The sequence below is a fragment of the Enterobacter sp. CPE_E890 genome, from assembly GCF_046521475.1.
GTDB classification, from domain to species: Bacteria; Pseudomonadota; Gammaproteobacteria; order Enterobacterales; family Enterobacteriaceae; genus Enterobacter; species Enterobacter adelaidei.
Window position 1 is genome coordinate 2,523,946 of the sequence record NZ_JBKFZW010000001.1, and the last position, 26,937, is coordinate 2,550,882.

26 protein-coding genes and 1 pseudogene are annotated in these 26,937 nt (G+C 55.6%); 21 read left to right on the forward strand and 6 right to left on the reverse strand.

Features of this window, described 5'->3' with window-relative positions; genetic code table 11:
• The first annotated feature begins 13 nt into the window (after positions 1-13).
• The 4 genes from ACLHV9_RS12410 to ACLHV9_RS12425 are packed head-to-tail and all read left to right on the forward strand — an operon-like array spanning position 14 to position 3,834.
• The gene (locus tag ACLHV9_RS12410; RefSeq protein ID WP_028018942.1) at positions 14-1,036 is read left to right on the forward strand and encodes an ABC transporter permease; all 1,023 of its coding nucleotides are present in this window, start codon (positions 14-16) and stop codon (positions 1,034-1,036) included.
• Positions 1,033-1,929 carry a D,D-dipeptide ABC transporter permease gene (gene ddpC, locus ACLHV9_RS12415; protein WP_049006481.1) on the forward strand — a complete coding sequence of 299 codons (897 nt, stop codon included), beginning with the start codon at positions 1,033-1,035 and terminating at the stop codon, positions 1,927-1,929. The genes ACLHV9_RS12410 and ddpC overlap by 4 nt, the downstream gene beginning before the upstream one ends.
• Positions 1,926-2,912: an ABC transporter ATP-binding protein gene (locus ACLHV9_RS12420; RefSeq protein ID WP_028018940.1), complete on the forward strand. Its 987-nt coding sequence runs from the start codon at positions 1,926-1,928 to the stop codon at positions 2,910-2,912. The genes ddpC and ACLHV9_RS12420 overlap by 4 nt, the downstream gene beginning before the upstream one ends.
• Positions 2,905-3,834: an ABC transporter ATP-binding protein gene (locus ACLHV9_RS12425; protein WP_028018939.1), complete on the forward strand. Its 930-nt coding sequence runs from the start codon at positions 2,905-2,907 to the stop codon at positions 3,832-3,834. Before ACLHV9_RS12420 ends, ACLHV9_RS12425 begins: the two co-directional genes overlap by 8 nt.
• Here ACLHV9_RS12425 and ACLHV9_RS12430 read toward each other — a convergent pair.
• Positions 3,831-4,580: an SDR family NAD(P)-dependent oxidoreductase gene (locus ACLHV9_RS12430; protein WP_028018938.1), complete on the reverse strand. Its 750-nt coding sequence runs from the start codon at positions 4,578-4,580 to the stop codon at positions 3,831-3,833. The two genes, ACLHV9_RS12425 and ACLHV9_RS12430, sit on opposite strands and share 4 nt — an antisense overlap.
• 114 nt (positions 4,581-4,694) lie before the next feature.
• On the opposite strand from ACLHV9_RS12430, the gene ACLHV9_RS12435 reads away from it, so the two are divergent.
• On the forward strand, positions 4,695-5,600 hold the full coding sequence (locus tag ACLHV9_RS12435; protein ID WP_108089880.1) for a LysR family transcriptional regulator: 906 nt from the start codon (positions 4,695-4,697) through the stop codon (positions 5,598-5,600).
• Between the two features lie 23 nt (positions 5,601-5,623).
• Here ACLHV9_RS12435 and ACLHV9_RS12440 read toward each other — a convergent pair whose 3' ends face one another.
• Entirely contained in the window at positions 5,624-6,052 is a 429-nt protein-coding gene (locus ACLHV9_RS12440) for an OsmC family protein (protein WP_023311893.1), read from the reverse strand.
• 115 nt (positions 6,053-6,167) lie between these two features.
• Here ACLHV9_RS12440 and ACLHV9_RS12445 point away from each other — a divergent pair, with 115 nt between their 5' ends.
• On the forward strand, positions 6,168-7,127 hold the full coding sequence (locus ACLHV9_RS12445; protein ID WP_108089879.1) for a hypothetical protein: 960 nt from the start codon (positions 6,168-6,170) through the stop codon (positions 7,125-7,127).
• A gap of 19 nt (positions 7,128-7,146) precedes the next feature.
• On the opposite strand, the gene ACLHV9_RS12450 is transcribed toward ACLHV9_RS12445, so the two are convergent.
• Positions 7,147-8,022 (reverse strand): LysR family transcriptional regulator, encoded by an 876-nt coding sequence (locus tag ACLHV9_RS12450; protein ID WP_108089878.1) that lies wholly within the window; start codon positions 8,020-8,022, stop codon positions 7,147-7,149.
• Between the two features lie 110 nt (positions 8,023-8,132).
• Between ACLHV9_RS12450 and ACLHV9_RS12455 the strand changes: the two genes are divergently transcribed.
• The 14 genes and pseudogenes from ACLHV9_RS12455 (at position 8,133) to ACLHV9_RS12520 (ending at position 23,666) form a co-directional block, all read left to right on the forward strand.
• Positions 8,133-8,984, forward strand: a complete 852-nt coding sequence (locus tag ACLHV9_RS12455; protein ID WP_134708184.1) for a Vmh family MBL fold metallo-hydrolase — start codon at positions 8,133-8,135, stop codon at positions 8,982-8,984.
• A gap of 100 nt (positions 8,985-9,084) precedes the next feature.
• Complete coding sequence (sra, locus tag ACLHV9_RS12460) at positions 9,085-9,222, forward strand: stationary-phase-induced ribosome-associated protein (protein ID WP_008501714.1); 138 nt, start codon at positions 9,085-9,087, stop codon at positions 9,220-9,222.
• Positions 9,223-9,396: 174 nt separating this feature from the next.
• Positions 9,397-11,094, forward strand: coding sequence for an NAD-dependent malic enzyme (locus ACLHV9_RS12465; RefSeq protein WP_028018933.1), 1,698 nt, complete (start codon positions 9,397-9,399; stop codon positions 11,092-11,094).
• A gap of 250 nt (positions 11,095-11,344) precedes the next feature.
• Positions 11,345-11,437: pseudogene (locus tag ACLHV9_RS12470) on the forward strand (type VI secretion system tube protein Hcp); the annotation flags it as partial.
• Positions 11,438-11,442: 5 nt separating this feature from the next.
• Entirely contained in the window at positions 11,443-12,135 is a 693-nt protein-coding gene (locus ACLHV9_RS12475) for a hypothetical protein (RefSeq protein WP_407220566.1), read from the forward strand.
• 235 nt (positions 12,136-12,370) lie between these two features.
• On the forward strand, positions 12,371-12,850 hold the full coding sequence (locus ACLHV9_RS12480; protein ID WP_049006491.1) for an Hcp family type VI secretion system effector: 480 nt from the start codon (positions 12,371-12,373) through the stop codon (positions 12,848-12,850).
• Positions 12,851-13,482: 632 nt separating this feature from the next.
• A complete protein-coding gene (locus ACLHV9_RS12485) occupies positions 13,483-15,192 on the forward strand; it encodes an ABC-F family ATP-binding cassette domain-containing protein (protein WP_407220567.1) in 1,710 nt (569 codons plus the stop codon).
• 197 nt (positions 15,193-15,389) lie between these two features.
• The gene (adhP, locus tag ACLHV9_RS12490; RefSeq protein WP_028018928.1) at positions 15,390-16,400 is read left to right on the forward strand and encodes an alcohol dehydrogenase AdhP; all 1,011 of its coding nucleotides are present in this window, start codon (positions 15,390-15,392) and stop codon (positions 16,398-16,400) included.
• Positions 16,401-16,551: 151 nt separating this feature from the next.
• Positions 16,552-18,171: a TIGR04028 family ABC transporter substrate-binding protein gene (locus ACLHV9_RS12495; RefSeq protein WP_407220568.1), complete on the forward strand. Its 1,620-nt coding sequence runs from the start codon at positions 16,552-16,554 to the stop codon at positions 18,169-18,171.
• 10 nt (positions 18,172-18,181) lie between these two features.
• Positions 18,182-19,126: an ABC transporter permease gene (locus tag ACLHV9_RS12500; protein WP_108089858.1), complete on the forward strand. Its 945-nt coding sequence runs from the start codon at positions 18,182-18,184 to the stop codon at positions 19,124-19,126.
• On the forward strand, positions 19,123-19,974 hold the full coding sequence (locus ACLHV9_RS12505; RefSeq protein WP_108089857.1) for an ABC transporter permease: 852 nt from the start codon (positions 19,123-19,125) through the stop codon (positions 19,972-19,974). Before ACLHV9_RS12500 ends, ACLHV9_RS12505 begins: the two co-directional genes overlap by 4 nt.
• Positions 19,971-21,578, forward strand: a complete 1,608-nt coding sequence (locus ACLHV9_RS12510; protein ID WP_108089856.1) for a dipeptide ABC transporter ATP-binding protein — start codon at positions 19,971-19,973, stop codon at positions 21,576-21,578. Before ACLHV9_RS12505 ends, ACLHV9_RS12510 begins: the two co-directional genes overlap by 4 nt.
• Positions 21,575-22,564, forward strand: a complete 990-nt coding sequence (locus tag ACLHV9_RS12515; protein ID WP_108089855.1) for a putative FMN-dependent luciferase-like monooxygenase — start codon at positions 21,575-21,577, stop codon at positions 22,562-22,564. Before ACLHV9_RS12510 ends, ACLHV9_RS12515 begins: the two co-directional genes overlap by 4 nt.
• Before the next feature lie 10 nt (positions 22,565-22,574).
• Positions 22,575-23,666: an alkylhydroperoxidase domain protein gene (locus ACLHV9_RS12520; RefSeq protein WP_407220570.1), complete on the forward strand. Its 1,092-nt coding sequence runs from the start codon at positions 22,575-22,577 to the stop codon at positions 23,664-23,666.
• A 5-nt stretch (positions 23,667-23,671) separates the two neighbouring features.
• Here the strand turns inward: ACLHV9_RS12520 and araJ are convergent, their stop codons facing one another.
• The 3 genes from araJ to ACLHV9_RS12535 form a co-directional block, all read right to left on the reverse strand.
• A complete protein-coding gene (gene araJ, locus ACLHV9_RS12525) occupies positions 23,672-24,847 on the reverse strand; it encodes an MFS transporter AraJ (protein WP_407220572.1) in 1,176 nt (391 codons plus the stop codon).
• A gap of 155 nt (positions 24,848-25,002) precedes the next feature.
• The gene (locus tag ACLHV9_RS12530) at positions 25,003-25,509 is read right to left on the reverse strand and encodes a YbjP/YqhG family protein (protein ID WP_134708173.1); all 507 of its coding nucleotides are present in this window, start codon (positions 25,507-25,509) and stop codon (positions 25,003-25,005) included.
• Positions 25,509-25,877, reverse strand: a complete 369-nt coding sequence (locus ACLHV9_RS12535) for a hypothetical protein (protein ID WP_407220573.1) — start codon at positions 25,875-25,877, stop codon at positions 25,509-25,511. The genes ACLHV9_RS12530 and ACLHV9_RS12535 overlap by 1 nt, the downstream gene beginning before the upstream one ends.
• A gap of 159 nt (positions 25,878-26,036) precedes the next feature.
• Here ACLHV9_RS12535 and ppk2 point away from each other — a divergent pair, with 159 nt between their 5' ends.
• A complete protein-coding gene (ppk2, locus tag ACLHV9_RS12540; RefSeq protein WP_049006511.1) occupies positions 26,037-26,855 on the forward strand; it encodes a polyphosphate kinase 2 in 819 nt (272 codons plus the stop codon).
• Positions 26,856-26,937: the final 82 nt, after the last annotated feature.

Sequence of the window (26,937 nt, forward strand, 5' to 3'; positions counted from 1 at the left end):
CGGGGGAAAGTGTATGACGTTCTGGAGCATTGTGCGCCAGCGCTGCTGGGGGTTACTCCTGGTGGTGGCCGGTGTCTGTATTATTACTTTTATTATTTCACACATGATCCCCGGCGATCCGGCCCGTCTGCTGGCCGGTGACCGTGCCAGCGACGAAATTGTACAAGGCATCCGCCAGCAACTGGGGCTGGACCAACCGCTGTACATCCAGTTTAGTCGCTACGTGGAGGCTCTCGCCCACGGTGATTTAGGGACGTCGATTCGCACCGGACGTCCGGTTGCGGAAGATTTAAAAGCCTTTTTCCCCGCCACGCTGGAACTGGCTTTTTGTTCCCTGCTGCTGGCCCTGGTGATTGGCGTGCCGCTGGGGATTTTATCGGCGGTGCATCGTAACCGCTGGCTGGATCATCTGGTGCGGTTGATGGCAATGACCGGGATCTCCACCCCCGCATTCTGGCTCGGGCTGGGCGTCATTGTGCTGTTCTATGGTCATCTGCAAATTCTTCCCGGTGGCGGTCGGCTGGACGACTGGCTTGACCCGCCAGCTCATGTCACCGGGTTTTATCTGATCGATTCCCTGCTGGAAGGCAACGCAGAGGTGTTTTTGAACACCCTGCAGCATCTGATTTTACCCTCACTGACGCTGGCGTTTGTGCATCTGGGCATTGTGGCGCGGCAGGTACGTTCGGCCATGCTTGAGCAGTTGAGCGAGGATTACATTCGTACCGCCCGCGCCAGCGGGTTGCCAGGCTGGTACATCGTGCTGCGCTATGCCTTACCAAACGCCATGATCCCGTCAATTACCGTACTTGGGCTGGCTCTGGGCGATCTGCTTTACGGTGCCGTGCTCACCGAGACCGTCTTCGCCTGGCCCGGAATGGGGGCCTGGGTGGTGACGTCCATCCAGGCGCTGGATTTCCCGGCGGTGATGGGCTTCGCGGTCGTCGTCTCGCTGGCCTACGTGCTGGTTAATCTGGTGGTCGATCTGCTTTACCTGTGGATCGACCCGCGAATCGGGCGCGGAGGTGCCGAATGATGTTAACGCAGGAAACGCCCGTACCGGTTAAAACCGTGAGACAACGCATCAACTGGGCAAAGCTCTTCTGGATGCTGCGTCAAAGCCCGCTCACGATCGTCGGTGGCGTCATTATGATCGCCATGCTGCTCCTGATGGTGACCTCACCGTGGATAGTGCCGCACGACCCGAACGCGCTGGATCTGACCGCCCGCCTGCAGGCACCGTCGGCGCAACACTGGTTTGGCACTGACGAGGTGGGCCGCGATCTGTTCAGCCGCGTACTGACGGGCAGTCAGCAATCCATTACCGCCGGGCTGGCCGTTGTGGTCATTGCAGGAGGGATTGGCTCGCTGCTGGGCTGTTTGTCCGGTGTTCTGGGCGGGCGCGGCGACGCCATCATCATGCGGGTGATGGACATTATGCTCTCTATTCCCTCCCTGGTACTCACCATGGCGCTGGCAGCCGCGCTGGGCCCGAGCCTCTTTAACGCCATGCTGGCGATTGCGATTGTCCGCATTCCGTTTTACGTCCGCCTGGCGCGCGGACAAACGCTGGTGGTGCGCCAGTTTACCTATGTCCAGGCCGCCCGCACGTTTGGCGCATCGCGCTGGCATTTAATCCGCTGGCATATCCTGCGCAATGCCCTGCCACCGCTGATTGTGCAGGCCTCACTGGATATCGGTAGCGCCATTCTGATGGCCGCCACGCTGGGCTTTATTGGTTTGGGTGCTCAGCAACCGACCGCCGAATGGGGCGCAATGGTGGCCGTTGGCCGTAACTACGTCCTCGACCAGTGGTGGTACTGTGCCTTTCCTGGTGCAGCCATTTTGATTACTGCCGTGGGCTTTAATCTGTTTGGTGACGGTATCCGCGATCTGCTGGATCCGAAATCGGGAGGGAAACAGTCATGACCGAATCGGTATTAACCATTGAAGATTTACATCTGAGCTTCCCGATTTTTCGCGGTGAGGTCCATGCCCTCAACAACGTCTCGCTGGAGATCAAACGAGGTGAAATCGTTGGCGTTGTTGGTGAGTCGGGTTCGGGAAAATCGGTTACCGCCATGCTGGCTATGCGCCTGCTGCCGGAAGGCAGCTACCATATTCATCACGGTCAGGTGAGGCTATTGGGTGAAAATGTCCTGACGGCATCCGAGCAACAGCTTCGCCAGTGGCGAGGCGCTAAAGTGGCGATGATTTTTCAGGAGCCGATGACTGCACTCAACCCGACACGGCGGATTGGCAAACAGATGGTGGAGGTGATCCGCCAGCACCAGCCGCTTTCGCGGGGTGAGGCGCAGCAGAAGGCGATTACTCTGCTGGAGGAGATGCAAATCCCGGACGCGAAGCAGGTCATGGAACGCTATCCGTTCGAGCTATCAGGCGGCATGCGCCAGCGGGTGATGATCGCCCTTGCCTTCTCCTGCGAGCCTGAACTTATCATCGCCGACGAACCGACCACGGCACTGGATGTCACCGTTCAGTTACAGGTGCTCCGGCTGCTGAAGCACAAAGCACGCGCCAGCGGCACCTCGGTGCTGTTTATTAGCCACGATATGGCCGTGGTGTCGCAACTCTGCGATCGCATGTATGTGATGTACGCGGGTAGCGTGATAGAAAGCGGATCCACGCAAACGCTGATCCACCATCCCGTACACCCTTATTCTATTGGTCTGTTGCAGTGTGCACCGGAAAATGGTCAGCCGCGCGACATGCTTCCGGCGATCCCCGGCACAGTACCCAACCTCAGCCAGCTTCCGCAAGGATGCGCTTTCCGCGAGCGTTGCTTTGCCGCCGGGGCGAAATGCAGTGAAACACCGCGCTTACAACCCAATGGCGCTGAAGGCCAACAGGCTGCCTGCTGGTATCCACAACGGGAGCAACACCATGTCTGATGTACTGCTGGAACTGGATAGCGTGCACGTGAATTTTCCGGCACGCAAAAACTGGCTTGGCCAGGTAACGGAACAGGTACATGCCCTCAACGGGCTTGATTTACAGATCCGCCGGGGAGAAACACTGGGTATCGTCGGTGAGTCCGGCTGCGGGAAAAGCACCTTGGCTCAGCTATTAATGGGTATGCTTAAACCCAGCACCGGCGCCTGCCAGCGGACACAGCACGCGGGCGGCATGCAGATGGTTTTCCAGGACCCGCTCTCCTCACTCGACCCGCGTCTACCGGTCTGGCGCATTATCACCGAGCCGGTGTGGGTGCAAAAACGCAGCAGCGAGCGCGAGCGCCGCCAGCTGGCTGAAAACCTGGCACTGCTGGTAGGTATTCGCCCGGAGTATCTCGACCGACTCCCGCACGCCTTTTCCGGTGGACAACGTCAGCGCATTGCCATCGCCCGGGCGCTATCGTCCGATCCGGATATTATAGTGCTCGATGAACCCACCAGCGCGCTGGATATCTCGGTGCAGGCGCAAATCCTCAACCTGCTGGTAAAACTGCAACAGCAGCGTAATCTGACCTTTGTTTTGATCTCCCATAACGTTTCGGTGGTCAGGCATATGAGCGACCGCGTGGCAGTAATGTACCTGGGTCAGATTGTTGAACTGGGCAGTGCCGCACAGGTGTTGGGGGAGCCGCGCCATCCTTACACCCGGCTGCTGCTTGACTCCGTTCCCAGAACAGGTCAACCGCTGGATGAGGGGCTGGCGCTGCGTAAGACTGAACTTCCCGGAAACCGTCATTTGCCGGTTGGCTGTTTTTTCCGTGATCGCTGCCCGATGGCAATGGAGGGATGTGAACATCCGCAACCGTTACAGCCCTCACATGAGGGCCGGAACGTTCGCTGCTGGCGGAATCTGGATTAGATTTGCGCCATCCCGCCGTCTACAAACAGCTCGATGGCGTTAATAAAGCTGGCCGCGTCGGAGGCCAGAAACGCCACTGCTTTACCCACTTCACCCGGCGCGCCCAAACGTCCGAGCGGTACCTGAGCGGCCAGCGCGTCATACAACCCCTGACGGTGTTCTTCAGGCACCAGATCGCCAAGCCCCGGGGTTTTGATCGGGCCCGGGCTCACCACGTTGACGCGGATCCCCCGGCCCTGCAAATCCAGCGCCCAGGAACGCGCAAAGTTGCGCACGGCAGCTTTACTGGCGCTGTAGACGCTAAAGTTGGCCGTCCCCTTAACGGAGACCGTCGAGCCGGTCAGAATAATCGACGATCCGGCGGAGAGCAGCGGCAGCGCCTTCTGCACCGTAAACAGCACCCCGCGAACGTTGGTGCCGAAAATACGGTCAAACTGCTCTTCGGTGATCGCGCCCAGCGGCAGCATATCGCCGCCACCCGCATTGGCGAACAGGATATCAAGGCGGCCTTCTTCTTTGGCGATCCGGGCATAGACCTCGTCCAGATCGGCAAGCTTAGAGACGTCCGCGCGAATGCCCACTGCACCAGAAGCAATCTCTGCGACCGCCGCGTCCAGCTCGGCCTGACGACGTCCGGTGATGTACACCTTCGCGCCCTGCGCCGCCAGCTCCTGTGCCGTTGCCAGACCAATACCTGTGCTGCCGCCGGTTATCAGTGCAATTTTTCCTGAAAGAGTCGTGTTCATGTTATTTACCTTGTGTTGGGTTTGCTATGGACAAACTTTAGCCCTTGTGTGATTAGTGAAAAATGGGCAAAAATGAAAATGACTATTCACATACAGAAATAATCAGGGGGCCTAATGGACCAGTTAATGGCGATGCGCGCCTTTACGCGGGTAGTGGAATCCGGCAGTTTTACCCGCGCGGCAGACTCTCTGAATATGCCGATAGCCACCCTGAGCAAGCTGGTGAAATCGCTTGAGGCGCATCTGGAAATACGACTTTTGCACCGCACGACGCGCCGGGTCGTCACCACACCTGAAGGGGCGAAATACTATGAAAAAGCGCTCAGGGTTCTGATAGATATCGAAGATATCGACACCGCGTTTCGCGTTTCCCGCGCGACGCCAAAAGGGCGTTTGCGGGTTGACGTGGGCGGCTCCACCGCCCGCGACGTGCTCATTCCCCTGCTGCCGGATTTTATGCAGCGTTATCCGGAAATCCGCATCGACCTTGGGGTAGCCGATCGTCCGGTGGATCTCATCAGCGGTAACGTTGATTGCGTGATCCGCGGCGGCCCGCTGAACGACTCGACCCTCATCGCCCGCCATATTGGCAACGCCGAAATGGTCACCTGCGCGACGCCAGGCTACCTGAAAAATCACGGCGTTCCCGCCTATCCGCAGGAGCTGTGCAATGGCCACAAGCTCATCAGCTACCTCTCGCCCGTCACCGGGCGGGCATTTCCGTTTCGCTTCAGAGAGAACGGCGAGACGCTGGAAATAAATATTCCGCATTATCTCGGTGTAAATGAAAGTAATGCCCACCTGGCGGCTGCTGCTGCGGGGCTGGGCATTGTGCAGACCTTTGAGTATTCGGCAAATGCGTATTTACAGGCGGGTACGCTGACGGCGATCCTGGGCAACTGGCGCCCTACTGCCTATCCGTTTCACGTGGTATACCCGCAGAACCGCCATTTGACGCACCGTCTTAAGGTGTTTATTGCGTGGCTGGCGGAGGTGTTCCCCGCCGCGCTGAAGGGATAGCCGGGCGCGAACCCGGCTGGGACTTAGTTAAGCTTATAGTCGAGCGTAATCTCGGCTTTCAGGAGCTGCGATACCGGGCAGCCCGCTTTCGCTTTCTGAATAATGCCATCGAACTGCTGAGGGGCGATGCCCGGGACGGTCACCTTACTTTTCAGGGCAACCTTCGTGATAGCAAAGCCGCCGTCGGTTTTATCCAGAGAGACGTCCGCGGTGGTATCAATGGAATCGGCGGTATAGCCCGCTTCGCCAAGCATCAGCGACAGTGCCATCGAGAAGCAGGCCGCATGTGCTGCGCCAATCAGCTCTTCGGGGTTGGTCCCCTTTTCGCCCTCAAAGCGGGTATTGAAACCATAAGGCTGTTGATTGAGAACGCCGCTCTCGGTGGAAACCGTTCCTTTTCCGCGCTTAATGTCGCCAGACCAGTGTGCCGAACCGTGCTTATGAATAGTCATTCTTGCTCTCCTTTTGGCTTACAAAGGGTTAAGTATAGACTACGCATCTGACCCACCCTGGAACACAGACTTTTCCAGGACTTTCACCTGCTGCACCAACAAAAAGGATAATGATATGGCGCTAAAAATCAGGATGGCCGTTGCCGTAACTACACTGGCTCTATCGCTGTCTGCACTGGCGAAAACGCCGGAGAACTTTATCTATACCAGCTCCGGCGATCTCGATGCGGCGTTTCCGCTTGTTGCGCGAAGCGACATCGGCGGCGTGCAGATTGTTTACAACTGGCGCTTGCTTGAACCCGAGAAGAACAAGTATGACTTCTCGCGCATTGAGCAGGATCTGGCGCGTCTTAAGACTGCCAGGAAAAAGCTCTTCATCCAGATTCAGGATCGTTTCTTTGAGCCTAATGCCCGCTACGTGCCGGATTATCTGATGCACGATAAGCAATATGGTGGCGGGATTGCACCGCAGTTCGATAACCCCGGCGAAGGAAAACCAGTCGGTTCAGGATGGGTGGCGCGTCAGTGGGATCCTGCCGTGCGCCAGCGCTACCAGGCGCTACTGGCCGCCCTGGCGAAACGCTTTGATGGCGAGGTATACGGGGTAAACCTGCCGGAAACCGCCATTGATATCGACGAAAAAAATCCGCCGGCCGGATTTACCTGCGACAGCTATTTCGCGGGTGAAATGGAAAACCTCGCCTTTGCGCGAAAGGCTTTTCAGAAATCACACGTTGTGCAATACGTGAACTTCTGGCCGTGCGAGTGGGATAATGACCACAACTACATGGGGCGTCTGTTTGCGTATGCCAGCGCTAACAATATCGGCCTGGGTGGACCGGACATTGTTCCCAACCGCAAGGCCCACATGAAGAACGCCTATCCCTTCTTCCATAAAAATAAACACACGCTGCCGCTCATCGCCATGGCGGTTCAGGAGCCGACCCTGACCTATAAAAATCTGCAGACCGGTAAGCCCTTTACCAAAGCCGAGTTTGACCAGTTCGCAGAACAGTACCTCGGGGCCGATATTATTTTCTGGAGCACCGCCACGCCCTGGCTAAAGGCAAAGTAATCAAGAGCGTTCGCGGCTATCATGCCAGATAACCGGCCAGTTCATCGAGAAACACGCGCAGTGCAGCTGGCTGATATTCCCGGGACTGATAAATGCCATGGATGGCAAGCGGTTTCGGATCCAGAGCGCTCAGCACCGGCACCAGTAAGCCCTGGCCCAGCGCGGCAGACGCTTCACGCTCCGGCAGCATCGCAATACCACAATGCTTTATCGCCGCATCCATCAACAGCGATGAGATGCTGGCGCTCAGGTTGCCGCTGACGGCCACGCTCAGGTTTTCGCCTTCCGGGGTCAGAAAGTGCCAGGACTGCCCGGCGAAAAAGCTGTAGTGCAGGCAGTTATGCTGTGCTAATTCTTCGGGGCTGACGGGCGTCCCGTGCAGTGCAAGATAATCGGGTGAGGCACAGAGAACCGAGCGACATTCTCCCAGCCGACGGGCAATCATGCCGGGTTCAGGGTTATCCGTAATGCGCACAGCGACATCAATGCGCTCTCCCACCAGGCTGACCGGGTGGTTGTTCACATCCAGCTCGATGCGCAGTTGCGGATAGCGCGAAAGCAGACCGGGCAACACCGGCGCAATCAGGTGCATGGCGGTAAAGTGCGCACAGGCCACCCGCAACGTGCCAGACGGCAGATCTTTCTCTGACTGACCTTCGATTTCCTGCGAGATCTGCGAGAGTGTCCGCGTTTTTTGCAGCACTTTTTCCCCTGCCGCGGTCAGGGTTAACTTGCGCGTTGAGCGGTTAACCAGCCGTGTTCCCGCCCACTTCTCCATTTGTTCAAGGTAGCGGCTCACCATCGGTCGGGAAATCCCCAGCGCGCGGGCCGCCGCGCTCAAACTTCCCAGCTCGCATATCCGGTTGTAGACCTGAGCGGCAATAACGCGATCCATAGAAACTCCATTTGCTCGATTTATGAAACTAAGCATGTCTTGTTTCAGGAATTCTGGCAAATACGAATATCCGTACAATAGAGACTTTCCTGCACAACAGAGACAACAGTATGAAACTCACTCACCTTGCTTTGCTTTCCACCCTTTTCACTCCGGCTGTTTTTGCCGCACCGTTGACCATTGATACCTATAACCCGCAAGAAAAAGGGATTTTCGCAGTCTCATCAACGCTGGTCTCCGGCCCGAAAGAAGCTGTTCTATTTGATGCGCAGTTCAGTGTGAAAGATGGCGAAGCGCTGGTAGAGAAAATTCGCCACAGCGGTAAAACGCTGAATAAGATTGTGATCACGTCTGGCGACCCCGATTTTTACTTCGGCCTGCAGCCGCTGGTAAAAGCCTTCCCGAATGCCAAAGTGGTAGCCACCCAGCATGTCGTTGACCATATTAAAGCCACCAAAGACGCCAAGCTCGCCTTCTGGGGTCCACAGATGAAAGACGGCGCGCCAACCGAGCTGATTGTGCCGCAGGTGCTTACCTCCACCACGTTTATGGTTGACGGAGAAAAGATTGATATTGAGCAACCAGACAGCTACGCGGCTTATGTCTGGATCCCGTCAGCGAAAACCATTCTTGGCGGTACCGGGGTTTCCTGGGGCATTCACGTCTGGACAGCAGACACCCAGACACCAGCGAGCCGTAAGCAGTGGCAAGAAACGCTGGATGATATGGCCGCACATAAGCCCGCGCGCGTCATTCCGGGACATTATCTCGGCACGCCGCCAGCCGGAACCGGGGCTATCGACTTTACCCGTCAGTACCTTCAGCAGTTCGAACTGGCGTTGGGTCAACATAAAAACTCAGCCAGCGTAATCGACACGATGAAAAAACAGTGGCCGAACCTTGCAGAAGCCAGCTCACTGGAGCTGAGCGCCAAAGTGAATACCGGCGAAATGAAGTGGTAATGTAAAAACCTGCTATGCTGGATGTGCAACCTAAGGGGTTACATTTCGTTTGCGTGAGCAAACTGGTCCTTAAAACTATCAACAGGATTGAGGAGTTAACATGAAATCGAACCGTCAGGCACGCCACATTCTGGGGCTGAACTACAAGCTTTCAAACCAACGTAAAGTGGTGATTGAAGGCGACCATGAAACGCAAGTCACCCACGCCACCGGCAGAAAACGCCACGCGGGCAAGTAAGTTCCAGAAACAGAACCTCAACACCATCGGTCTTCCGATGGTGTTTTTGTTTATGTGTTGCGGTAATTCATATTTAGCTCCTTTATAATACCGCTGACCGAATCCCGTAGCACAGGCCAGAAAGATGACAAACAGCAGTGTCAGGGACGGATCTTCATAAAAAGAGTGAGTGACATGGACAACAAACTGAAAAAACATCGTTCCTTATATATCCCTTATGCCGGACCGGTTTTACTCGAATTCCCCCTGCTTAACAAAGGCAGCGCCTTCAGCATAGAAGAGCGCAGCAGCTTTAACCTGCTGGGTTTACTGCCCGAAGTGGTTGAGACCATTGAAGAACAGGCAGAGCGCGCGTGGATCCAGTATCAGGGTTTCAAAACTGAAATCGACAAACACATCTACCTGCGTAACATTCAGGACACCAACGAAACCCTCTTCTATCGCCTGGTACAGAACCATCTCGAAGAGATGATGCCGGTGATCTACACCCCGACGGTGGGTGCGGCTTGCGAGCGCTTCTCAGAGATCTATCGTCGCTCTCGCGGCGTTTTCATCTCTTATCAGAACCGTCACAACATGGACGACATTCTGCAAAACGTGCCTAACCACAATATCAAAGTGATTGTGGTGACCGACGGCGAGCGTATTCTCGGCCTCGGTGACCAGGGCATTGGCGGGATGGGGATCCCCATCGGTAAACTCTCCCTGTATACCGCCTGTGGTGGTATCAGCCCGGCGTATACCCTGCCGGTGGTACTGGACGTCGGCACTAACAACCAGCAGTTGCTCAACGATCCACTTTATATGGGCTGGCGTCATCCGCGAATCACCGACGATGAGTACTATCAGTTTGTTGATGATTTCATCCAGGCCGTGAAGCACCGCTGGCCGGACGTGCTGCTGCAGTTTGAGGACTTCGCGCAGAAAAACGCCATGCCGCTGCTGAACCGCTATCGCGACGAGATCTGCTCGTTCAACGACGACATCCAGGGTACCGCAGCGGTCACCGTGGGTACGCTGATCGCCGCCAGCCGCGCGGCAGGCAGCCAGCTGAGCTATCAGAAAATTGTCTTCCTCGGCGCAGGCTCTGCAGGCTGCGGTATTGCCGAGCAGATTATCGCGCAGACGCAGCGTGAAGGGTTAAGCGAAGAGCTGGCGCGCTCTCGCGTCTTTATGGTTGACCGTTTCGGCCTGCTGACCGACGGTATGCCAAACCTGCTGCCGTTCCAGACGAAACTGGTGCAGAAGCGTGAAAACCTGAAAAACTGGGATACCGACAACGAAGTGCTCTCCCTGCTGGACGTGGTGCGCAACGTGAAGCCGGATATTTTGATCGGCGTTTCCGGGCAAACCGGCCTCTTCACCGAAGAGATCATTCGCGAGATGCACAAGCACTGCGAGCGCCCTATCGTGATGCCGCTCTCTAACCCAACCTCCCGCGTGGAAGCGACGCCGCAGGACATCATCGCCTGGACTGAAGGTAACGCCCTGGTCGCCACTGGCAGCCCGTTCGATCCAGTGGTGTGGAAGGATAAAACCTATCCTATCGCCCAGTGCAACAACTCTTACATCTTCCCGGGCATTGGTCTGGGCGTAATCGCCTCCGGCGCGTCTCGCATCACCGATGAAATGCTGATGTCGGCGAGCGAAACCCTCGCAGGCTACTCGCCGCTGGTCAACAACGGTGAAGGTCTGGTGCTGCCAGAGCTGAAAGACATTCACAAGGTGTCGCGCGCTATCGCGTTCGCGGTAGGTAAAATGGCGCAGCAGCAAGGCGTGGCGGTGAAAACCTCTGCCGACGCGCTGCAGCAGGCCATTGACGACAACTTCTGGAAGCCTGAATACCGGAGTTATCGCCGGACGTCGATTTAACTCTGCGTTCCAACCGTTCCCTCTCCTCAAAAGGGAGAGGGAACGTGAACACCCTCCTCTCTTTATTTTCTTAGCCGCTACAACGGCGTTCCCCTACCCCTTATTTAAAAAATCAATAATTCAACGATAATTCATATCTCGTTGAAATATAAAATTTTCACATAACACTTTTTGCCTAATAAACAAATTCCTTTAAGGGTTTAGTAACGTTCCACATCACTAAACTCATTAATTTAAAAAGGGTATTAAAATGGAAATTCCGGCATATCTTTGGCTAAAAGATGACGGCGGTGCAGATATCAAAGACGCTGTTGATGTACAAGATCGCGAGGGAAGCAAGGAGCGGGCATGTGCTACAGAGATGAAGTGATAAGTTACTTGCAGGCGAATAAAATTCTTGCGTTAAAACTCGACCACGCATTAACGGGTGTAGGAAAAGCCGTATCAAATCAGATTGAAACGATCGGCGCAGGTGCAACGCGCGCACTGTATTATACGTCCTGCTTTACTGATGAATATCAGGACGTATGCAAGAAACAAAAAGCTGAAGACATTCGATTTAGAAACGGTGTTATTTATCTTCTTCGACATAACAATGTTGCGTATGACATGTTCAAAATTTATTTCGAAGAAATATTTAAAGATAAAACCACAGAACAGCTTGAACGTATCAAACAAATGCTTATGGCCGTTAATATCCATATTGCCGCAAGCTCACTCACAAACGTGGGGTTTGCTTTAGCAACGGCATCATTTGTCGCAGCAGGCATGAATCTAAACCTTGAAATCAGTGCCCTGGCAGGGCGAAGAGCGGGACAGGTTGTTGGGAATATTGGCATATACGGCATTGTCCAAAAAGCGGCAGACAGCGCGCATCGTCTTCACATTACTTATCCCGCTTACTACTCAGCGCTATACGTTCAAGAGTTGGAAATGATGTATTTCCTGATAGAGCCAGTGTTTGAGCGGGCTAAGGCGCTTACAGCACAATGGGCATCGGATGATGAAATTGCGGATATCATAACCAGGATGGTTCGATAACCATGATGAATCTTATTAAAAGATTTTTCAGGCGAATGTTCAGGTCGTTAGTTTCGTATTATGGCCCATCAGCGCTGACAGTAGTATTCGCCTTGATTCAGGGCTCATTATTTCCTGACGCCCCAATCTGGCTGATCCCCTTATTCTTTGTGTTTGTGATGGTTGTTTTATCAATATATGAAATTGCAAGATTCAAACGTTAGCATTATCGTAAATTTATGCATAAGGATATATTATGTCTATACCAGCACACTTATGGCTTGAAGATGAAAATGGTTCACCGATCGTTGGCAGTTGTCTTATGCCACTTCGTCTGGGGTCTATCGAGTTAAAATCCTTCTCTCACGGTGTCACTATCCCGGTCGATCCAAGCTGGGGAAAACTAACAGGAACGCGTGTCCATCGCCCTATCACAATAGTGAAGGAATTTGATCAAACAACACCACTTTTGTACCGTGCTGTCTGTGAAGGCCGAACCATGAAGAAGGCCACAATTAAAATGTACCGTATTCTGGAATCAGGTATTGAGGCCGAGTATTTCAATATCATTCTGGAAAACGTCAAGTTTACAACGGTTGCACCCTACCTGTCTCCTAACGGTATAAGCAGTACGCACCTTGAAACGCTCGAATTACGTTATGAAGCGATTACCTGGAAGTATACAGAGGGTAATATTATCTATCGTGATTCATGGAACGATCGTTGTTGTGCATGATGACGAAGAAGGCAAAGGATGCTTCGCCTCTAACTAAGAGAGAAAATGTTTAATTTAACCGCAGAGCAACGACAAGTGGTGAGAATGAAACTATTTGATTGTCCATTAGTGATGGTGGTACTCCTTGTAATTCTATGGTGTACCGTAGTATTTCTGTCATTAATCACATTATATAAAGTTATTCCACCAGATGCGCAGTACTCTTTTGCGGAGCATTTTGAAATCTATGGCGACGAATTGATTATGGATTTTGTGCTGTACCTTTTTTTCAGTATAGCCGCATTCATTGCCTCAGCTCTTACACTAGCCTTGTATTTGCTTATACGGAAAAGATAATCCTGGGCAGCAATGCTGCCCCTCTACTTGGTATACACTCGAAAACGTTGTATAGTGGTAGTTACTTACAAACTCATAACATATAAGGAGGCCAATTATGCTGTACTGTGAAATTTTCAATGTTTCACATACATTTGGTGATCGCACCAGCTCAAGCGTTATCGGTATCGTGCTGCGATAACTTCTGCTTGAGCGAAGACACCAACCCCTGAAATCCCTTCTCTCGGGCTTACTGAGTTATCGTCAGCGATGTTTGACGAGGCATAAACATGCCTGTAACTCTTGGGTAAGCAACAATGAGCACTTTACTCACTGCACAATCTTTACGCGTTGATACGGCGTTTGGCACGCTCTTCGACTCGCTCTCCTTTACGCTGAAAAAAGGCGACCGCATTGGCCTGCTGGGCGATAACGGCTGCGGCAAAAGTACGCTGCTGAAGGTGCTGGACGGCACTGACGCTCCTGCCTCAGGAACGGTTTCGCTGGCCGGGCACTGCCTGATGGCACGGGTAGAACAACACCTCCCGGACGCTATTTTTCCGCTGACCATGCTGGATGCCGTGCTGGCGCAGTTACCTTCTGCTGAACGTGACAGCCTGCGCTGGAAAGCCGAAACGCTGCTGGCAGGCATGGGCTTCACGCCGCAGGATATGATGCTGCACGCGGCCACGCTGAGCGGCGGGCAACACACTCGCCTGCTGCTGGCGCGGGCATTGATTCACGAGCCGGACCTGCTTTTGCTGGATGAACCGAGTAACCATCTCGATTTACCCACCATGCTTTGGCTTGAGCAATTTTTGCAGAACTGGTCAGGCAGCTTTGTGCTGGTCTCGCATGACAGACAGTTGCTGGATGCCGTCACCAACGGTAGCTGGATCCTGCGCGATAAAACGCTGCACTACTTCGCCCTTCCCTGCACGGCCGCCCGCAAGGCGTTTGAAGCAAAGGATGAAAGCGACGCGCAGCGCCACAAGGCGGAGCAAAAGGAGATCGACCGAGTGACCGCCAGCGCGAAGCGGCTGGCGACCTGGGGCAAGGTTTACGACAACGAAGACCTGGCCCGCAAAGCCAAACAGATGGAAAAACAGGTCGAACGGCTGAAGGAGAGCCAGACGGCGCTCACGGCAGGCAGTCCGTGGACGTTAACCCTGCGTGGTGATGCGCTGCGGGCCGACCGTCTGCTGGAAATGGAAAATCTCGACGTGCCTCCTGCGCCTGGCCTGCCGGCGTTGTTCAGCATCGAAATGGCGCGGCTGAAAAGCGGCGATCGCGTGGCGATTGTCGGACGCAACGGCTGCGGCAAATCGTCGCTGATGAGGCTTATCTGGCAACAGTTCGCCGATGAGTCCGCAGACAGCGGGCTGAAAATCCACCCCCGCGTGTCGCCAGGCTATTACGACCAGACGCTGAATCAGCTACCGGACAACGCCACGCTGCTCGACGCGCTGGAGCCTTTCGCGCCGGATCCGCAGAACCGCAAAATGGCGCTGATAAGCGCGGGTTTCCCGTGGGCGCGTCACGGGCAAACGGTCAACACGCTCAGCGGTGGCGAGCGTTCACGCCTGTTGTTCGTGGGCCTGACGCTTGCTCGCTATAGCCTGCTGATGCTGGATGAACCCACCAACCACCTGGACATGGAAGGCAAAGAGGCGCTGGCGCAAACCCTTCAGCAGTTCGAAGGTGGTGTTCTGCTGGTCAGCCATGACCGCCAGTTAATTAGCGAAAGCTGCAACCGTTTCTGGCTGATTGAAGAAGGAAAGCTGAGCGAGTGGCACGATGCAGAAGCGGTGTTTGAGCGTCTGCGTGAAAGCGCAGGGCTAGTGACATCCGCGGCGCCCGCTGCCGCCGCGACGGTTCAACCCTCGCCGTATGACGATCTGCTTGAACGGCTGGTCGCTCTGGAAACGCTGCTGGAAGACGATCTGGCGCGTAAGCCGAAGCATCAGAAGCCACAGCTTCAGGCGCAATGGCGTAAAGAGATTAAGGAGATAGAAGCACAGCTGTAAAACTGCGCCCGGCGAGGTGCTCGCCGGGCCAGTTTTTTCCCCCTTAATAATTAGAGGGATCGCCGTATTCTTAATCTTAAATCGAATCAAATGATGACATTATGTTGCCGTAGCCTTGCATTACCAGGCTAATGAATTAATCCTTAATGGGCATTACACCTGCTACGCACATTCTAATCATGAACAAGGAGATACACATGAAGGCTGCTGTTGTCACTCAGGATCACCAGGTCAATGTCACCGAAAAAACGTTAAGACCGTTAAAGCATGGAGAAGCCCTGCTTAAGATGGAGTGCTGTGGCGTATGCCATACCGATCTCCACGTGAAGAACGGTGATTTCGGCGATAAAACCGGGGTTATCCTGGGCCATGAAGGGATTGGTATCGTAAAAGAAGTTGGTCCTGGCGTGAAATCGCTTAAAGTCGGCGATCGTGCAAGCGTGGCATGGTTTTTTGAAGGCTGTGGTCACTGCGAATACTGTAATACCGGCAACGAAACCCTGTGTCGCGATGTAAAAAATGCCGGTTACTCCGTGGATGGCGGCATGGCGGAAGAATGCATCGTCACCGCGGATTACGCGGTAAAAGTGCCGGACGGTCTGGATTCGGCTGCTGCCAGCAGCATCACCTGCGCCGGCGTGACCACCTACAAAGCGGTAAAAGTGTCGGGTATTAAACCGGGCCAGTGGATTGCAATTTATGGTCTTGGCGGGCTGGGTAACCTCGCACTGCAGTACGCTAAAAACGTCTTTAACGCCAAAGTCATCGCTCTTGACGTTAACGATGAACAGCTGAAGCTGGCGGCAAGCATGGGTGCGGATTTAACTATCAACTCACGCAGCGAAGATGCCGCTAAAATTGTGCAGGAAAAAACCGGCGGCGCGCATGCCGCAGTCGTCACTGCCGTCGCAAAAGCAGCATTCAACTCAGCGGTTGATGCCGTGCGTGCCGGTGGCCGCGTGGTCGCGGTTGGCCTGCCACCGGAAGCAATGAGCCTCGATATTCCGCGTCTGGTGCTGGACGGTATTCAGGTTGTCGGTTCGCTGGTCGGTACCCGTCAGGATCTGCAGGAAGCGTTCCAGTTTGCAGCAGAAGGCAAGGTCGTGCCGAAAGTCACGATGCGTCCGCTGGAAGACATCAACGCCATCTTTAAAGAGATGGAACAGGGTCAGATCCGTGGCCGTATGGTGATTGACCTGCGTTCATAATCACCCACCGTTCAAGTACCGCTCCTGACAGGGGCGGTTTTTTTTATAGCCATTTTCCGGCAATCCTTATCTTAATTCCTTTGTTCCCTTGTTTTCCCCCGCGCCCGATGATGAATCCGACGCTAACAAGAAGATAACAAAGGAATTCACCATGCAAACCCCGTTTCGTCTGCCGCTGCTGACGGCGCTGATTCTGATGACCACCGCAGCCTGGTCCGCGGATGCGCCTGTTAAAGGCGGCACGCTGATTTATCTGGAGCAACAGGCACACACCAACCTCTACCCGCCCGCCGGTGGCTTCTACCCGAACGGCGGCATTCTGAACCAGATCACCGACAAACTGACGTGGCAGAACCCCAGGACGCTGCAGGTGGAGCCCTGGGTGGCAGAAAGCTGGACCACCAACGCCGATAAAACCGAATACACCTTTAAAATTCGCCCTGGCATCACCTTCTCTGACAGCACGCCGCTGGACGCGAACGCCGTGGCAAAAAACTTTGATACCTACGGTTTAGGCAATAAGGCGCAGCGCCTGCCGGTGTCAGAAGTGATCAATAACTACGATCGCAGCGAAGTCATCGACCCGCTGACCGTGAAGTTCTACTTCAAAAAACCGTCACCGGGGTTCCTGCAAGGCACCGCCACCATTGGCTCGGGTCTGGTCTCGCTCAGCACGCTGAAACGCAACTTTGAAGATCTGGGGGATGCCCGTCATATCATTGGCTCCGGCCCGTTTGTGGTAAAGGACGAGAAGCTGGGTCGCGAAGTAACGCTGGAAGCGCGTAAGGACTACCAGTGGGGTCCCAAAAATCTGGCGCAACAGGGGCCAGCCAATCTTGATGGCATCAAGTTTATCGTGACTCAGGAAGACAGCGTGCGCGTGGGCGCCCTGCTGGCCGGTCAGGCTGATTTTATTCGCCAGGTACAGGCATATGACGAAAAGCAAGCTACAGATCAGGGCTATAAGATCTATGCTGCCCCGACGCGCGGGGTGAACGACAGCATCAGCTTCCGTCCGGATAACCCGCTGGTCTCCGATATTCGCGTGCGCCAGGCGCTGCTGCATGCCACCAACGCAAAACAGGTGGTTGAGACCCTCTTCTCGGCCAACTATCCGCAGGCGAAGTCAGTGATTGCCGATTCCGCCGCAGGTTTTGTCGATCTCAGCGACAAATTGGCCTTTGACCCGGCTAAAGCCAACCATCTGCTGGATGACGCGGGCTGGAAAGCAGGCAGTGACGGGATCCGCACCAAAGACGGCCAACGTCTGGCGCTGACGGTGTATGAATCCCTGCCGCAGCCGCAAAACAAAGAGGTGCTGCAACTGGTTGCCCAGCAGTGGCGACAGGTGGGCGTGGCGCTGAGCGTCAAAGCCGGTGACGCAGGCAGCCGCACGCTGGATAACCTTGACCCGCTGAAAACCCCGTTAACCGTCTCCGAAGTGGGCCGCGCCGATCCTGACGTGGTGAAAAGCATGTTCTACCCGGCTAACCGCGACGCGCTGCTGCAAAAAGGCGGATCCAGCGACAAGGTCAAAAACTTCCGTGACGACAAGCTGAATGAACTGCTGGTGAACATTTCTGCTGAAGTCGATCCGCAAAAACGCCTGCAGCTGACGGGGGACGCCCAGCGCTACCTCCTGGATAACGCCTACGTCATTCCGATTTTCGAGGAGCCGCAGGTCTTTGCCGGTGCGCCGTGGCTGAAAGGCGTCAATTTTGAAGCGGTAGGCCGCCCGTCGTTCTACGGCGCGTGGATTGAGAAACACTGAGGAGCCGACGATGCGCCACGCACTTCTTCAACGCTTTGGGCACGGTCTGCTGGTACTGTGGGCCGCCTTTACCCTCTCGTTCGTGTTGCTCCAGGTGCTGCCGGGCGACGCGGTGCTGATTAAATTTCAGAACCCGGACCTGGGCTTAAGCCCGGCGCAAATCGAGGAGATGCGCGTGGCCTACGGCGCGGACAGCCCGCTGTGGCAGCAATACGGCCATACGCTGCTGGCGATGCTGCGCGGGGATTTCGGCTATTCGCTACAGGCAGGCGTGCCGGTCAGCGAGCTGATTGCCAGCAATCTGCCGGATACCCTGAGCCTCGCCCTGCCTGCCTTTTTACTCGCGGTCCTGCTGGCATTTGCGCTGGCCTTTGCGTCGCGCCTGCCGGGTCTGCGCTGGCTGAGTAATACCCTCCAGTCTCTGCCAGTCCTGTTTATCTCTTTACCGACGTTCTGGCTGGGGATTGCCCTTATCCAGCTCTTTTCTTTCCAGCTCCGGCTGATCCCGGTGATTAACCCGACGCCGCTGCAGGGGCTGATCCTGCCAATCGTAACCGTCGCGATCCCGATCTCCGCCCCGCTGGCACAAATTCTGATGCGCAGTCTGGACCAGGTGGCGACGCAGCCGTTTGTCGCCGTCGCCCGTGCCAAAGGGCTGAGTGAAACCGCTGTCCTGTGGCATCACGTGACCGGCAACGCCCTGCTGCCAGTGCTAAATATTGCCGGGCTGCTGCTCGGCGAGCTGATTGCCGGGGCGCTGATCACGGAAACCGTTTTTGGCCGCAGCGGTCTCGGGCAACTGACCCAGCAGGCGGTGAATAACCAGGATATTGCCGTACTTCAGGCGGTGGTGATGATTTCCGCCCTCGGGTTTGTCCTGATCAATCTGCTGGTGGACCTGCTGATGCCGCTGCTGGATCCCCGTCTGCAAACCGTTACCGGAGGTGCATCATGAGCCTGGTCGATTACGCTGCCGCCGCGCGAAAACGCGTTCCCGCCTGGCAGGGCGTCGCGTGGCAACCAGGACTGTGGCTGGCATGGGCAGTAATTATCATTGCGCTTTTTGCCGCCGTGGCGCCCGGCCTGTTAACCCACTACAGCCCGATTGAGGGCATCGCCGGTGCACAGCGCCTGGCGCCGCAGGCGGGCCACTGGCTCGGCACCGATCAGCTTGGCCGCGATGTTTATACCCGTATTGTTTATGGTGCGTCCCACTCCCTGAGCGCGGCGCTGGCCGCCGTGACGATGGGTCTGCTGGCAGGCACCGGCTTAGGGGTAGTTGCCGGGGCGTTCGCCGGACGCATCGAGTCTCTGCTGATGCGCTTCGTCGACGTGCTGTTGTCCATCCCGTCTCTGCTGCTCTCGCTGACGGTGATTATTCTGCTCGGGTTTGGCACCGTTAACGCCGCGATTGCCGTAGGCGTGGCTTCAATAGCCAGCTTCGCCCGCCTCGCGCGCGGTGAAGTCGTGCGCATCCGCCACACGGATTATGTCGAAGCGGCGTTTGGCTGCGGCGGGACGTTTTTCGCCGTGCTGTGGCGACACATCCTGCCCAATGCCTTAACTGCCGTCATCGCCTTTGCCACGCTGCAGTTTGGTCAGGCCATCCTGGCGCTCTCCACGCTGAGCTTCCTCGGTTACGGCACCCCGCCGCCGGTGCCGGAGTGGGGCTTATTGATTGCAGAAGGCCGTAACTATCTCTCTACCGCCTGGTGGCTCACCACCTTCCCCGGCGTGGTCGTCATCGCCGTGGTGCTGGCCACCAACCGTATCAGTCAACAGTTCAGCGGAGGCCTGAAATGACCGTACTCTCGGTAGAAAACCTGACCATCAGCTACCGTACCGCGCGCCAGTGGCGCGAGGTGGTGCATAACGTCAGCTTCACGCTCGGGCGAGGAGAAATGCTGGCCTTTGTCGGCGAGTCCGGCTCCGGCAAAACGACCACGGCGCAGGCGATCATCGGTCTGCTGGCCGATAACGCCCGGCGCGATGCGGGAAAAATCATTCTCAACGGCGAGGAGATAAGCCAGTGGTCCGCTAAGCGTCTCGATACCCTTCGCGGCGCGCGAGTTAGCCTGGTTCCGCAGGACCCGGGTAATTCGCTCAACCCGGTGAAGACCATCGGTGCGCAGGTTGGAGAGATTATTCAGCTACACCAGAAAGTGACTCGCGCTCTGCGCGACGAGCAGGTGCTCGCCCTGCTGACAAAGGTCGGCCTGAGCCACCCCGAACAGCGCATGACCCAGTATCCGCATCAGCTCTCCGGCGGGATGAAACAGCGTGTGCTGATTGCCATCGCCATAGCGCTGCGCCCGGACGTCATCATTGCCGATGAGCCTACCAGCGCGCTGGACGTGACGGTGCAAAAACGCATTCTTGACCTGCTGGATATCCTGCGCCGGGAATCGGGTACCGCCGTTCTGTTTGTCACCCACGATCTCGCGCTGGCCGCTGAGCGCGCGGACAGGCTGCTGGTTTTTCGCGATGGCGAGGTTCAGGAGCAGGGAAACACTGCCGATATCGTGCGCACGCCGCAGCACGCCTACACCCGCCAGCTGTTAAGCGATCTCCAGGGCCAGCGCCTGACCATTGCCCCGGTGGCAGGTCTGCCGCTCGCGTCACCGGCCATTCGCGCCCGCGCCATCAGCAAACAATTCTCCCTGGGCAAAGGCCATCAGCTTCAGGCGCTGGATCGGGTAACGTTTGACGTCAGGCGCGGCAGCACACATGCGCTGGTGGGTGAGTCCGGCTCCGGAAAAACCACCCTCGCCCGTATTTTGCTGGGTTTCGAACAGGCAGACAGCGGACAGGTCATTATTGATGATATTGATGCCACCACGCTTAGCCGCGAGGCCCGTCGCCAGCTGCGCCAGAAGATCCAGTTTGTCTACCAGAACCCGTTTGCCTCTCTCGACCCGCGTCAGACGCTGTTTGAGATCATCGAAGAGCCCCTGAAGAACTTTTCTCGCCTCAGTAAGGCGGAGCGAAAGGTCCGGGTGGAGACCGTGGCGCAGCGGGTTGCCCTGCCCGTCGATATTCTGAGCCGCACTGCCCGTGAGCTTTCAGGCGGGCAGCGCCAGCGCGTGGCTATCGCCCGGGCGCTGATCCTGGAGCCGACCATTCTGGTGCTGGACGAAGCCACCTCCGCGCTGGACGTCACCGTGCAGGCGCAGATCCTGGCTCTGCTTCAGCAGTTACAGCAGCAGCTGGGATTAACCTACCTGTTCATCACGCACGATCTCTCCACCGTTCGCCGGATCGCCCACAGCGTCACGGTGCTGCGCAGCGGTCAGGTGGTCGAACAGGGCGACGTCGGAACCTTATTCGCCTCACCGCAGAACGGCTATACCCGCGAGCTGATTGCTGCCATTCCCCATTTTTCAACCGCTACGGAGGAGTTCGCATGACGCGAAAACGCCTGGGATTTTTCACCCGCCTGCTTGACGACGCTACGCCGAAGGAGCGCTATCGTCTGGCAACTGAACAGATCCGCCACGCCGAACGCCACGGTTTTGACAGCGCCTGGATTGCTCAGCACCACTTCCATGAAAGTGAAGGCGGCCTGCCGTCGCCGCTGCTGTTTCTGGCACACGTCGCCGCGCATACCGAAACTATCCGCCTGGGCACTGCCATCATTACCCTGCCGATGGAAAACCCGCTGCGCGTGGCGGAAGATGCCGCCGTGCTGGATCTGCTTGCAGACGGACGCCTGGAAGTAGGCTTTGGCTCAGGCGGCACGCCGACCTCTTTTCTGCCGTTCGGCCTGACGTTTGAAGAACGTGCGACCGCGTTTGCCGAGAACCTGCATGTGATCCAAAGCGCCTGGCGCGGGGATTCGCTCACCCATCCGGATAACCACCTGTACCCGCCAGCGCCACAGCTGGCTGACCGTATCTGGATAGCCACCTTCTCAGTTGACGGTGCCGTTCGCGCCGCGCAGGCCGGACACGGTTTAATGCTCTCCCGCACGCAGCCGCGCCCGGCAGATCGGCTGGATTTAACGCTCGACGCGATCCAGAACCCGATTGTGGATGCCTACCTCGATGCGCTGCCAGCAGGCATCGCCCCGCGTATTCTGGCCTCCCGTACAGCCTTCGTCGCTGACAGCGATGACTATGCGCTCAGAGTCGCAACGCCGGGTCTCGCGAAACAAGCCCAGCAGCATCGCGCTGCCGGATACACGGTTAAAGGTGACAACGTCACTGATTATCGTCGTCAGTTCGATGCCCATATCGGTTCGCCTGAGACGGTGCTGCGTTCGCTGCAGGCCGATTCCGTTCTCCGGCGCGCCACGGACATCTCATTCCAGGTCCATTCGGTCGAGCCCACCCATCGAGACACGCTGCGCTCCATCGAACTGATCGCCGAACATATTGCCCCCCACATCCTTTGAGGAGACACCTATGTCATTAAGTCAGGACATTCTCGCCGAGCTAGCGGAAATTAAACCCGGTTCCCCTCTGGCAGAGGCGCGCGCCACGCGTGATGCCGCCACACGACACGCGCAGGGCAGCTACGAAATTCTCTTCAGCCAGCAGGACACCGATTTCCCACTCGATGAACGCTTCACTGTGGCAGCAAAAGTTGCCAGATGGCACAACGCAGAGGCGCTGGCCGCGCACTACGCAGGGTTTGGCCTGGCCGATCCGACCACGGAACGGCTGACCCCGGCGCTGAGCTTCGCGCGTCTGCTGACGTTCTCACCCGTCGAAGCGACGCCTGCAGCGTTAAAGGCGCTGACCCAGGCGGGATGGAGCAAGGAAGGCATTGTTACCCTGGCGCAGCTCGTCGCATTTGTGAGCTTCCAGAGCCGACTCATTACCGGGCTGCGGCTGCTGAACGACAGGCCTGTCGCCACAAGCGATGCGCCGGTGGCGGCAGGCGTCTGGCACACGACCGCCACCACGGTCACCGGAAAGGCGGCACCCGTAGCGTTCACCCAGCAGGAGCTTGGATGGGAACCGTGGATAGCGGCCAAACCGCTGGCGGACTTCCGAGACGATGAGGTTGCCATCCTGGCGAAATTTGGCCATACCGATTCCGACTACTTCCGCCTGCTGGCGCGCAACCTGCCGGTGCTTGAACAGCGCACGTTGACCGATAAAGGAATTTTTTATACATCGGGGGGATTGCCGCGCGCCGAGCGCGAGCTGGCCGCAACGGTCGCCAGTAAAATTAACGGCTGCATCTACTGCGCATCTGTCCATGCGCGGAAAGCCAGCCAGCTGTCAAAGGATGACGCTGCGGTAGAGGCGCTTCTGGCGGTGCGTCCGGGGCAATCCCTGAGCGACGGGCAGTCTGCGCGCTGGCAGGCGGAGATCAATTTTGCGGCGGCGCTGTCGGTTACGCCGCCTGCCGCCACGCCGCTGCACCTTGCCGCGCTGGAAAAAGAGGGGCTGGATACCCTGGCGCAGCTTGATCTGGTGCAGTCCGCCGCGTTCTTCGCCTGGGCCAACCGCCTGATGCTGACGCTGGGAGAGCCCTGGCTAGCATGACTCCATCAGGCTAGCGCGCGAGCGTTAGCCTGAGCCTGTCTGGCCCGCAGATGGCCGTAGATCAGCAGCGAACTCATGGCCGAAAACGAAAGGAGTGCGGCAGGCAGCGTGACATAACTCCAGCTAAAGCCAAGCGTAATCATCATGCCGCCGAAAAATGCGCCAACCGCACTGCCGAGATTAAATGCCATCTGACCGCCTGCGGCACCCAGCATCTCACCGCCCTTCGCATTCTGCAGGAGCAGAATTTGCAGCGGCGCAGAGAGCGCGAACAGCCCGGCACAGCAGATAAACCCCATGACCAACGAGGCCGTTTTCAGTTCTCCAAAGGCAAAAAGCAGCAGCAGAGAAGTCACAATCACCATGTCGGTGGTGGCAGCAATGCGCAGCGGGCTAAAGCGCCCCGAGAGTTTGCCGCTCAACAGATTGCCCAACACCATACCAAGTCCCATCAACATCATGACGGCTGTCATCACCCCTTCGGTGAAGCCAGAGACGTTGACCATAAATGGTTTAACGAAACTGAACCAGGCAAAAACCCCGGCGTTGCCAAACATGGTGGCAGCAAAAATCAGCCAGGGTTCTGGTTTTTTAAGGAAGTGGAACTGCTCGGTCAATTTGATTTCTGATGTGTCGTGGATATCCGGTACCCAGAGCAGAACCGAGAGGATCACCAGCGCATCGAACACTGCAATCAGGAAAAAGGTATAGCGCCAGCTGAATTCGTGCCCCAGCCAGGTACCCAGTGGAACGCCCACCAGGTTGGCTACGGTCATACCGGCGATCATCCCGGCCACCGCGACCGTCACTTTCCCCGGTGGCGCAATTTTAGAAAGGATAATTGCCCCGACGCCGAAAATCGCGCCGTGCGGAAAACCGGATATTAAGCGTCCCGTCGCAAGCCAGAAATATGACGTTGAAAAGGTAAACAGGGCGTTTCCGACGGCGGACATCGCCACCAGAAACAGCAGCGTAGTCTTTAAAGAGAGCTTGCCAGAAAACAGCGCCATAATCGGCGCGCCAATCACCACCCCGAAGGCATAAAACGAGATCATATTCCCGGCAGAGGGAATTGAAATCCCGGTGTCATGGGCCAGCTCGGTTAACACTCCCATAATGCCAAATTCAGCCATTCCCAGACCAAAGGTGCTCAGCGCCAACGAAAAAATTGTCTTTTTCATACCTCAACCACTGGTTAATCACTCGCGACGGGCATTATTGAATAATCTTGTATGGTGAGCCAGTTCAAATGAGCGGGCTGACACGTTAATCCATTAATTCAGATGCTTTATCCAATATTTTTTTAAATCTGGTGAGAGGGTTTGAGGTGTAGTTTTTACAATGCGCTTTCTGCCGCTGCTTTAGCGCGTGTAATAGCGCCAGTATTGAAAATTGGATGCTCGTGATTGTTCGTTATGTCACGAACGCGGTAGATTTTCCATGCATCACCTTCACGACGAAGAAATACTTCAAGGTGTATGCTTCTCCCGCCACCCGCCCCCTCAATGACCTGGACTACTTCACCGTTTAAAAATGGTCTTGCGTTTTCCACTCGTAACGCAGGTATCCATTCGCGAGAGTAATCCTGAGTATATGTAAAATAGTCGGACTCTATTAACTCTTGTTCAGAGATTTCCTGAATGGCACCAATGCGAACAATAGTATCAGCAGAAACATATTTACGCAGTTCGTCGGCAGGGTAAGGCCTGGCTTCATCACTGCCGAATGCGGAAAGATAGGATTTATAAAATGATTTGGTAGTGTCTTGCGCACTCTGATCATGATTGGCTGTCGAACTACATCCCACTAACAACATACCGAATAATATAAATATCCTTTTCATCAATGCATCCTGTAAATTTTAAAGGTTGGTTGCATTTTGCGATACCCCGGCCCTGGATACATGCTTTTTTGAACAAAATCAGAAATCCACTGCGTGCCGTCATACATAGTCATGTGGCCTATGCCATTTCCACCGGGGTACGGTTGTATGACAGCCACATCGCCAGAAATTAAAGTTGAACCGGGCGGCAGCTCACTGAATCCAGCACGTAATAATTCCGCCCCATAATCTTTTGCATAATCTGTGTTCGGTACCTTAACACCTCCAGCCAGAATGGCCAGGCGGGTAAATTTAGCACATTCACTATGAGAGTGCCCCAGAGCGTGTGAACGGAGATACGAAACTGCAGCTTCTTTATTCCAACTCATTCTTAGTTCCTTTAAGTAAATAAGAATGAAATTATCCCATTAACTACACAATGCGAGCGGTATTAAAAGTGCTGATTTTGTTGCCTCCGCGACGATCTATTACACTTCTATGTGCGGCCTCGCTTTTTTCCCGCGCCGGATAACCTGAGGATGACAATCATGGGAAGCAAAAAGAAAACCAGTGCCACTGTTGATGTGGTAAAAAATGCACCGCTAAAAACCAAAGAGTATGAGCAAGAGCTTCGTCGCCTCCACGTTGAACTGGTTAAGCTCCAGCAATGGGTTGTCGCCAAAGGACTCAAAGTGTGTATTGTTTTTGAAGGACGCGACGGCGCCGGCAAAGGCGGTACCATTAAAGCGATCACCGAGCGCGTCAGTCCACGCGTGTTCCGCGTGGTTGCCCTCCCCGCGCCAACTGAAAAAGAGAAAACCCAGCTCTATTTTCAACGTTATGTTCCCCATTTGCCTGCCGCCGGGGAGATCGTCATATTTGACCGAAGCTGGTATAACCGCGCGGGTGTCGAGCGGGTAATGGGATTTTGCACCCCTGAGCAAGTTGAGAAGTTCCTTGATGGTGCGCCGGTTATGGAAAAAGCGATGGTGGATGCAGGGATCATCCTGCTGAAGTACTGGCTGGAGGTGACGCCGAAAGAGCAGGAGCGCCGTCTGCGTGACCGCATTAACGATGGTCGTAAAATCTGGAAGCTGTCACCGATGGATATTAAATCCTTTAACCTGTGGGACGAGTATACCCTTGCGCGCGACGCAATGTTTGAAGCCACCGATACCGCCTGGGCGCCGTGGTTTGTGGCGCGTTCAGAAGATAAAAAACGCGTGCGCCTGAATATTATTTCGCACCTGCTTACGCAAATCCCGTATAAAGAAATTCATGTCGACAAGGTGGATTTACCGAAGCGTAAAATAGGCAAAGTGAAACCCACGAAATACCCGTTCCGGTATGTGGAAGAGCGGTTCTGAAATTACTGGAATACGCCTCGCAGAATGTAGATTACCAGGGGGTAAAGTATTGTTTTTTGTTGGCTGCGGTTGATAATAACCG

Bases quoted from the DNA above. Each gene is read 5' to 3' on its own strand.
- ACLHV9_RS12410 (WP_028018942.1), top strand. From the start codon at position 14: ATGACGTTCTGGAGCATTGTGCGCCAGCGCTGCTGGGGGTTACTCCTG.
- ddpC (WP_049006481.1), top strand. From the start codon at position 1,033: ATGATGTTAACGCAGGAAACGCCCGTACCGGTTAAAACCGTGAGACAA.
- ACLHV9_RS12420 (WP_028018940.1), top strand. From the start codon at position 1,926: ATGACCGAATCGGTATTAACCATTGAAGATTTACATCTGAGCTTCCCG.
- ACLHV9_RS12425 (WP_028018939.1), top strand. From the start codon at position 2,905: ATGTCTGATGTACTGCTGGAACTGGATAGCGTGCACGTGAATTTTCCG.
- ACLHV9_RS12430 (WP_028018938.1), bottom strand. From the start codon at position 4,580: ATGAACACGACTCTTTCAGGAAAAATTGCACTGATAACCGGCGGCAGC.
- ACLHV9_RS12435 (WP_108089880.1), top strand. From the start codon at position 4,695: ATGGACCAGTTAATGGCGATGCGCGCCTTTACGCGGGTAGTGGAATCC.
- ACLHV9_RS12440 (WP_023311893.1), bottom strand. From the start codon at position 6,052: ATGACTATTCATAAGCACGGTTCGGCACACTGGTCTGGCGACATTAAG.
- ACLHV9_RS12445 (WP_108089879.1), top strand. From the start codon at position 6,168: ATGGCGCTAAAAATCAGGATGGCCGTTGCCGTAACTACACTGGCTCTA.
- ACLHV9_RS12450 (WP_108089878.1), bottom strand. From the start codon at position 8,022: ATGGATCGCGTTATTGCCGCTCAGGTCTACAACCGGATATGCGAGCTG.
- ACLHV9_RS12455 (WP_134708184.1), top strand. From the start codon at position 8,133: ATGAAACTCACTCACCTTGCTTTGCTTTCCACCCTTTTCACTCCGGCT.
- sra (WP_008501714.1), top strand. From the start codon at position 9,085: ATGAAATCGAACCGTCAGGCACGCCACATTCTGGGGCTGAACTACAAG.
- ACLHV9_RS12465 (WP_028018933.1), top strand. From the start codon at position 9,397: ATGGACAACAAACTGAAAAAACATCGTTCCTTATATATCCCTTATGCC.
- ACLHV9_RS12475 (WP_407220566.1), top strand. From the start codon at position 11,443: ATGTGCTACAGAGATGAAGTGATAAGTTACTTGCAGGCGAATAAAATT.
- ACLHV9_RS12480 (WP_049006491.1), top strand. From the start codon at position 12,371: ATGTCTATACCAGCACACTTATGGCTTGAAGATGAAAATGGTTCACCG.
- ACLHV9_RS12485 (WP_407220567.1), top strand. From the start codon at position 13,483: ATGAGCACTTTACTCACTGCACAATCTTTACGCGTTGATACGGCGTTT.
- adhP (WP_028018928.1), top strand. From the start codon at position 15,390: ATGAAGGCTGCTGTTGTCACTCAGGATCACCAGGTCAATGTCACCGAA.
- ACLHV9_RS12495 (WP_407220568.1), top strand. From the start codon at position 16,552: ATGCAAACCCCGTTTCGTCTGCCGCTGCTGACGGCGCTGATTCTGATG.
- ACLHV9_RS12500 (WP_108089858.1), top strand. From the start codon at position 18,182: ATGCGCCACGCACTTCTTCAACGCTTTGGGCACGGTCTGCTGGTACTG.
- ACLHV9_RS12505 (WP_108089857.1), top strand. From the start codon at position 19,123: ATGAGCCTGGTCGATTACGCTGCCGCCGCGCGAAAACGCGTTCCCGCC.
- ACLHV9_RS12510 (WP_108089856.1), top strand. From the start codon at position 19,971: ATGACCGTACTCTCGGTAGAAAACCTGACCATCAGCTACCGTACCGCG.
- ACLHV9_RS12515 (WP_108089855.1), top strand. From the start codon at position 21,575: ATGACGCGAAAACGCCTGGGATTTTTCACCCGCCTGCTTGACGACGCT.
- ACLHV9_RS12520 (WP_407220570.1), top strand. From the start codon at position 22,575: ATGTCATTAAGTCAGGACATTCTCGCCGAGCTAGCGGAAATTAAACCC.
- araJ (WP_407220572.1), bottom strand. From the start codon at position 24,847: ATGAAAAAGACAATTTTTTCGTTGGCGCTGAGCACCTTTGGTCTGGGA.
- ACLHV9_RS12530 (WP_134708173.1), bottom strand. From the start codon at position 25,509: ATGAAAAGGATATTTATATTATTCGGTATGTTGTTAGTGGGATGTAGT.
- ACLHV9_RS12535 (WP_407220573.1), bottom strand. From the start codon at position 25,877: ATGAGTTGGAATAAAGAAGCTGCAGTTTCGTATCTCCGTTCACACGCT.
- ppk2 (WP_049006511.1), top strand. From the start codon at position 26,037: ATGGGAAGCAAAAAGAAAACCAGTGCCACTGTTGATGTGGTAAAAAAT.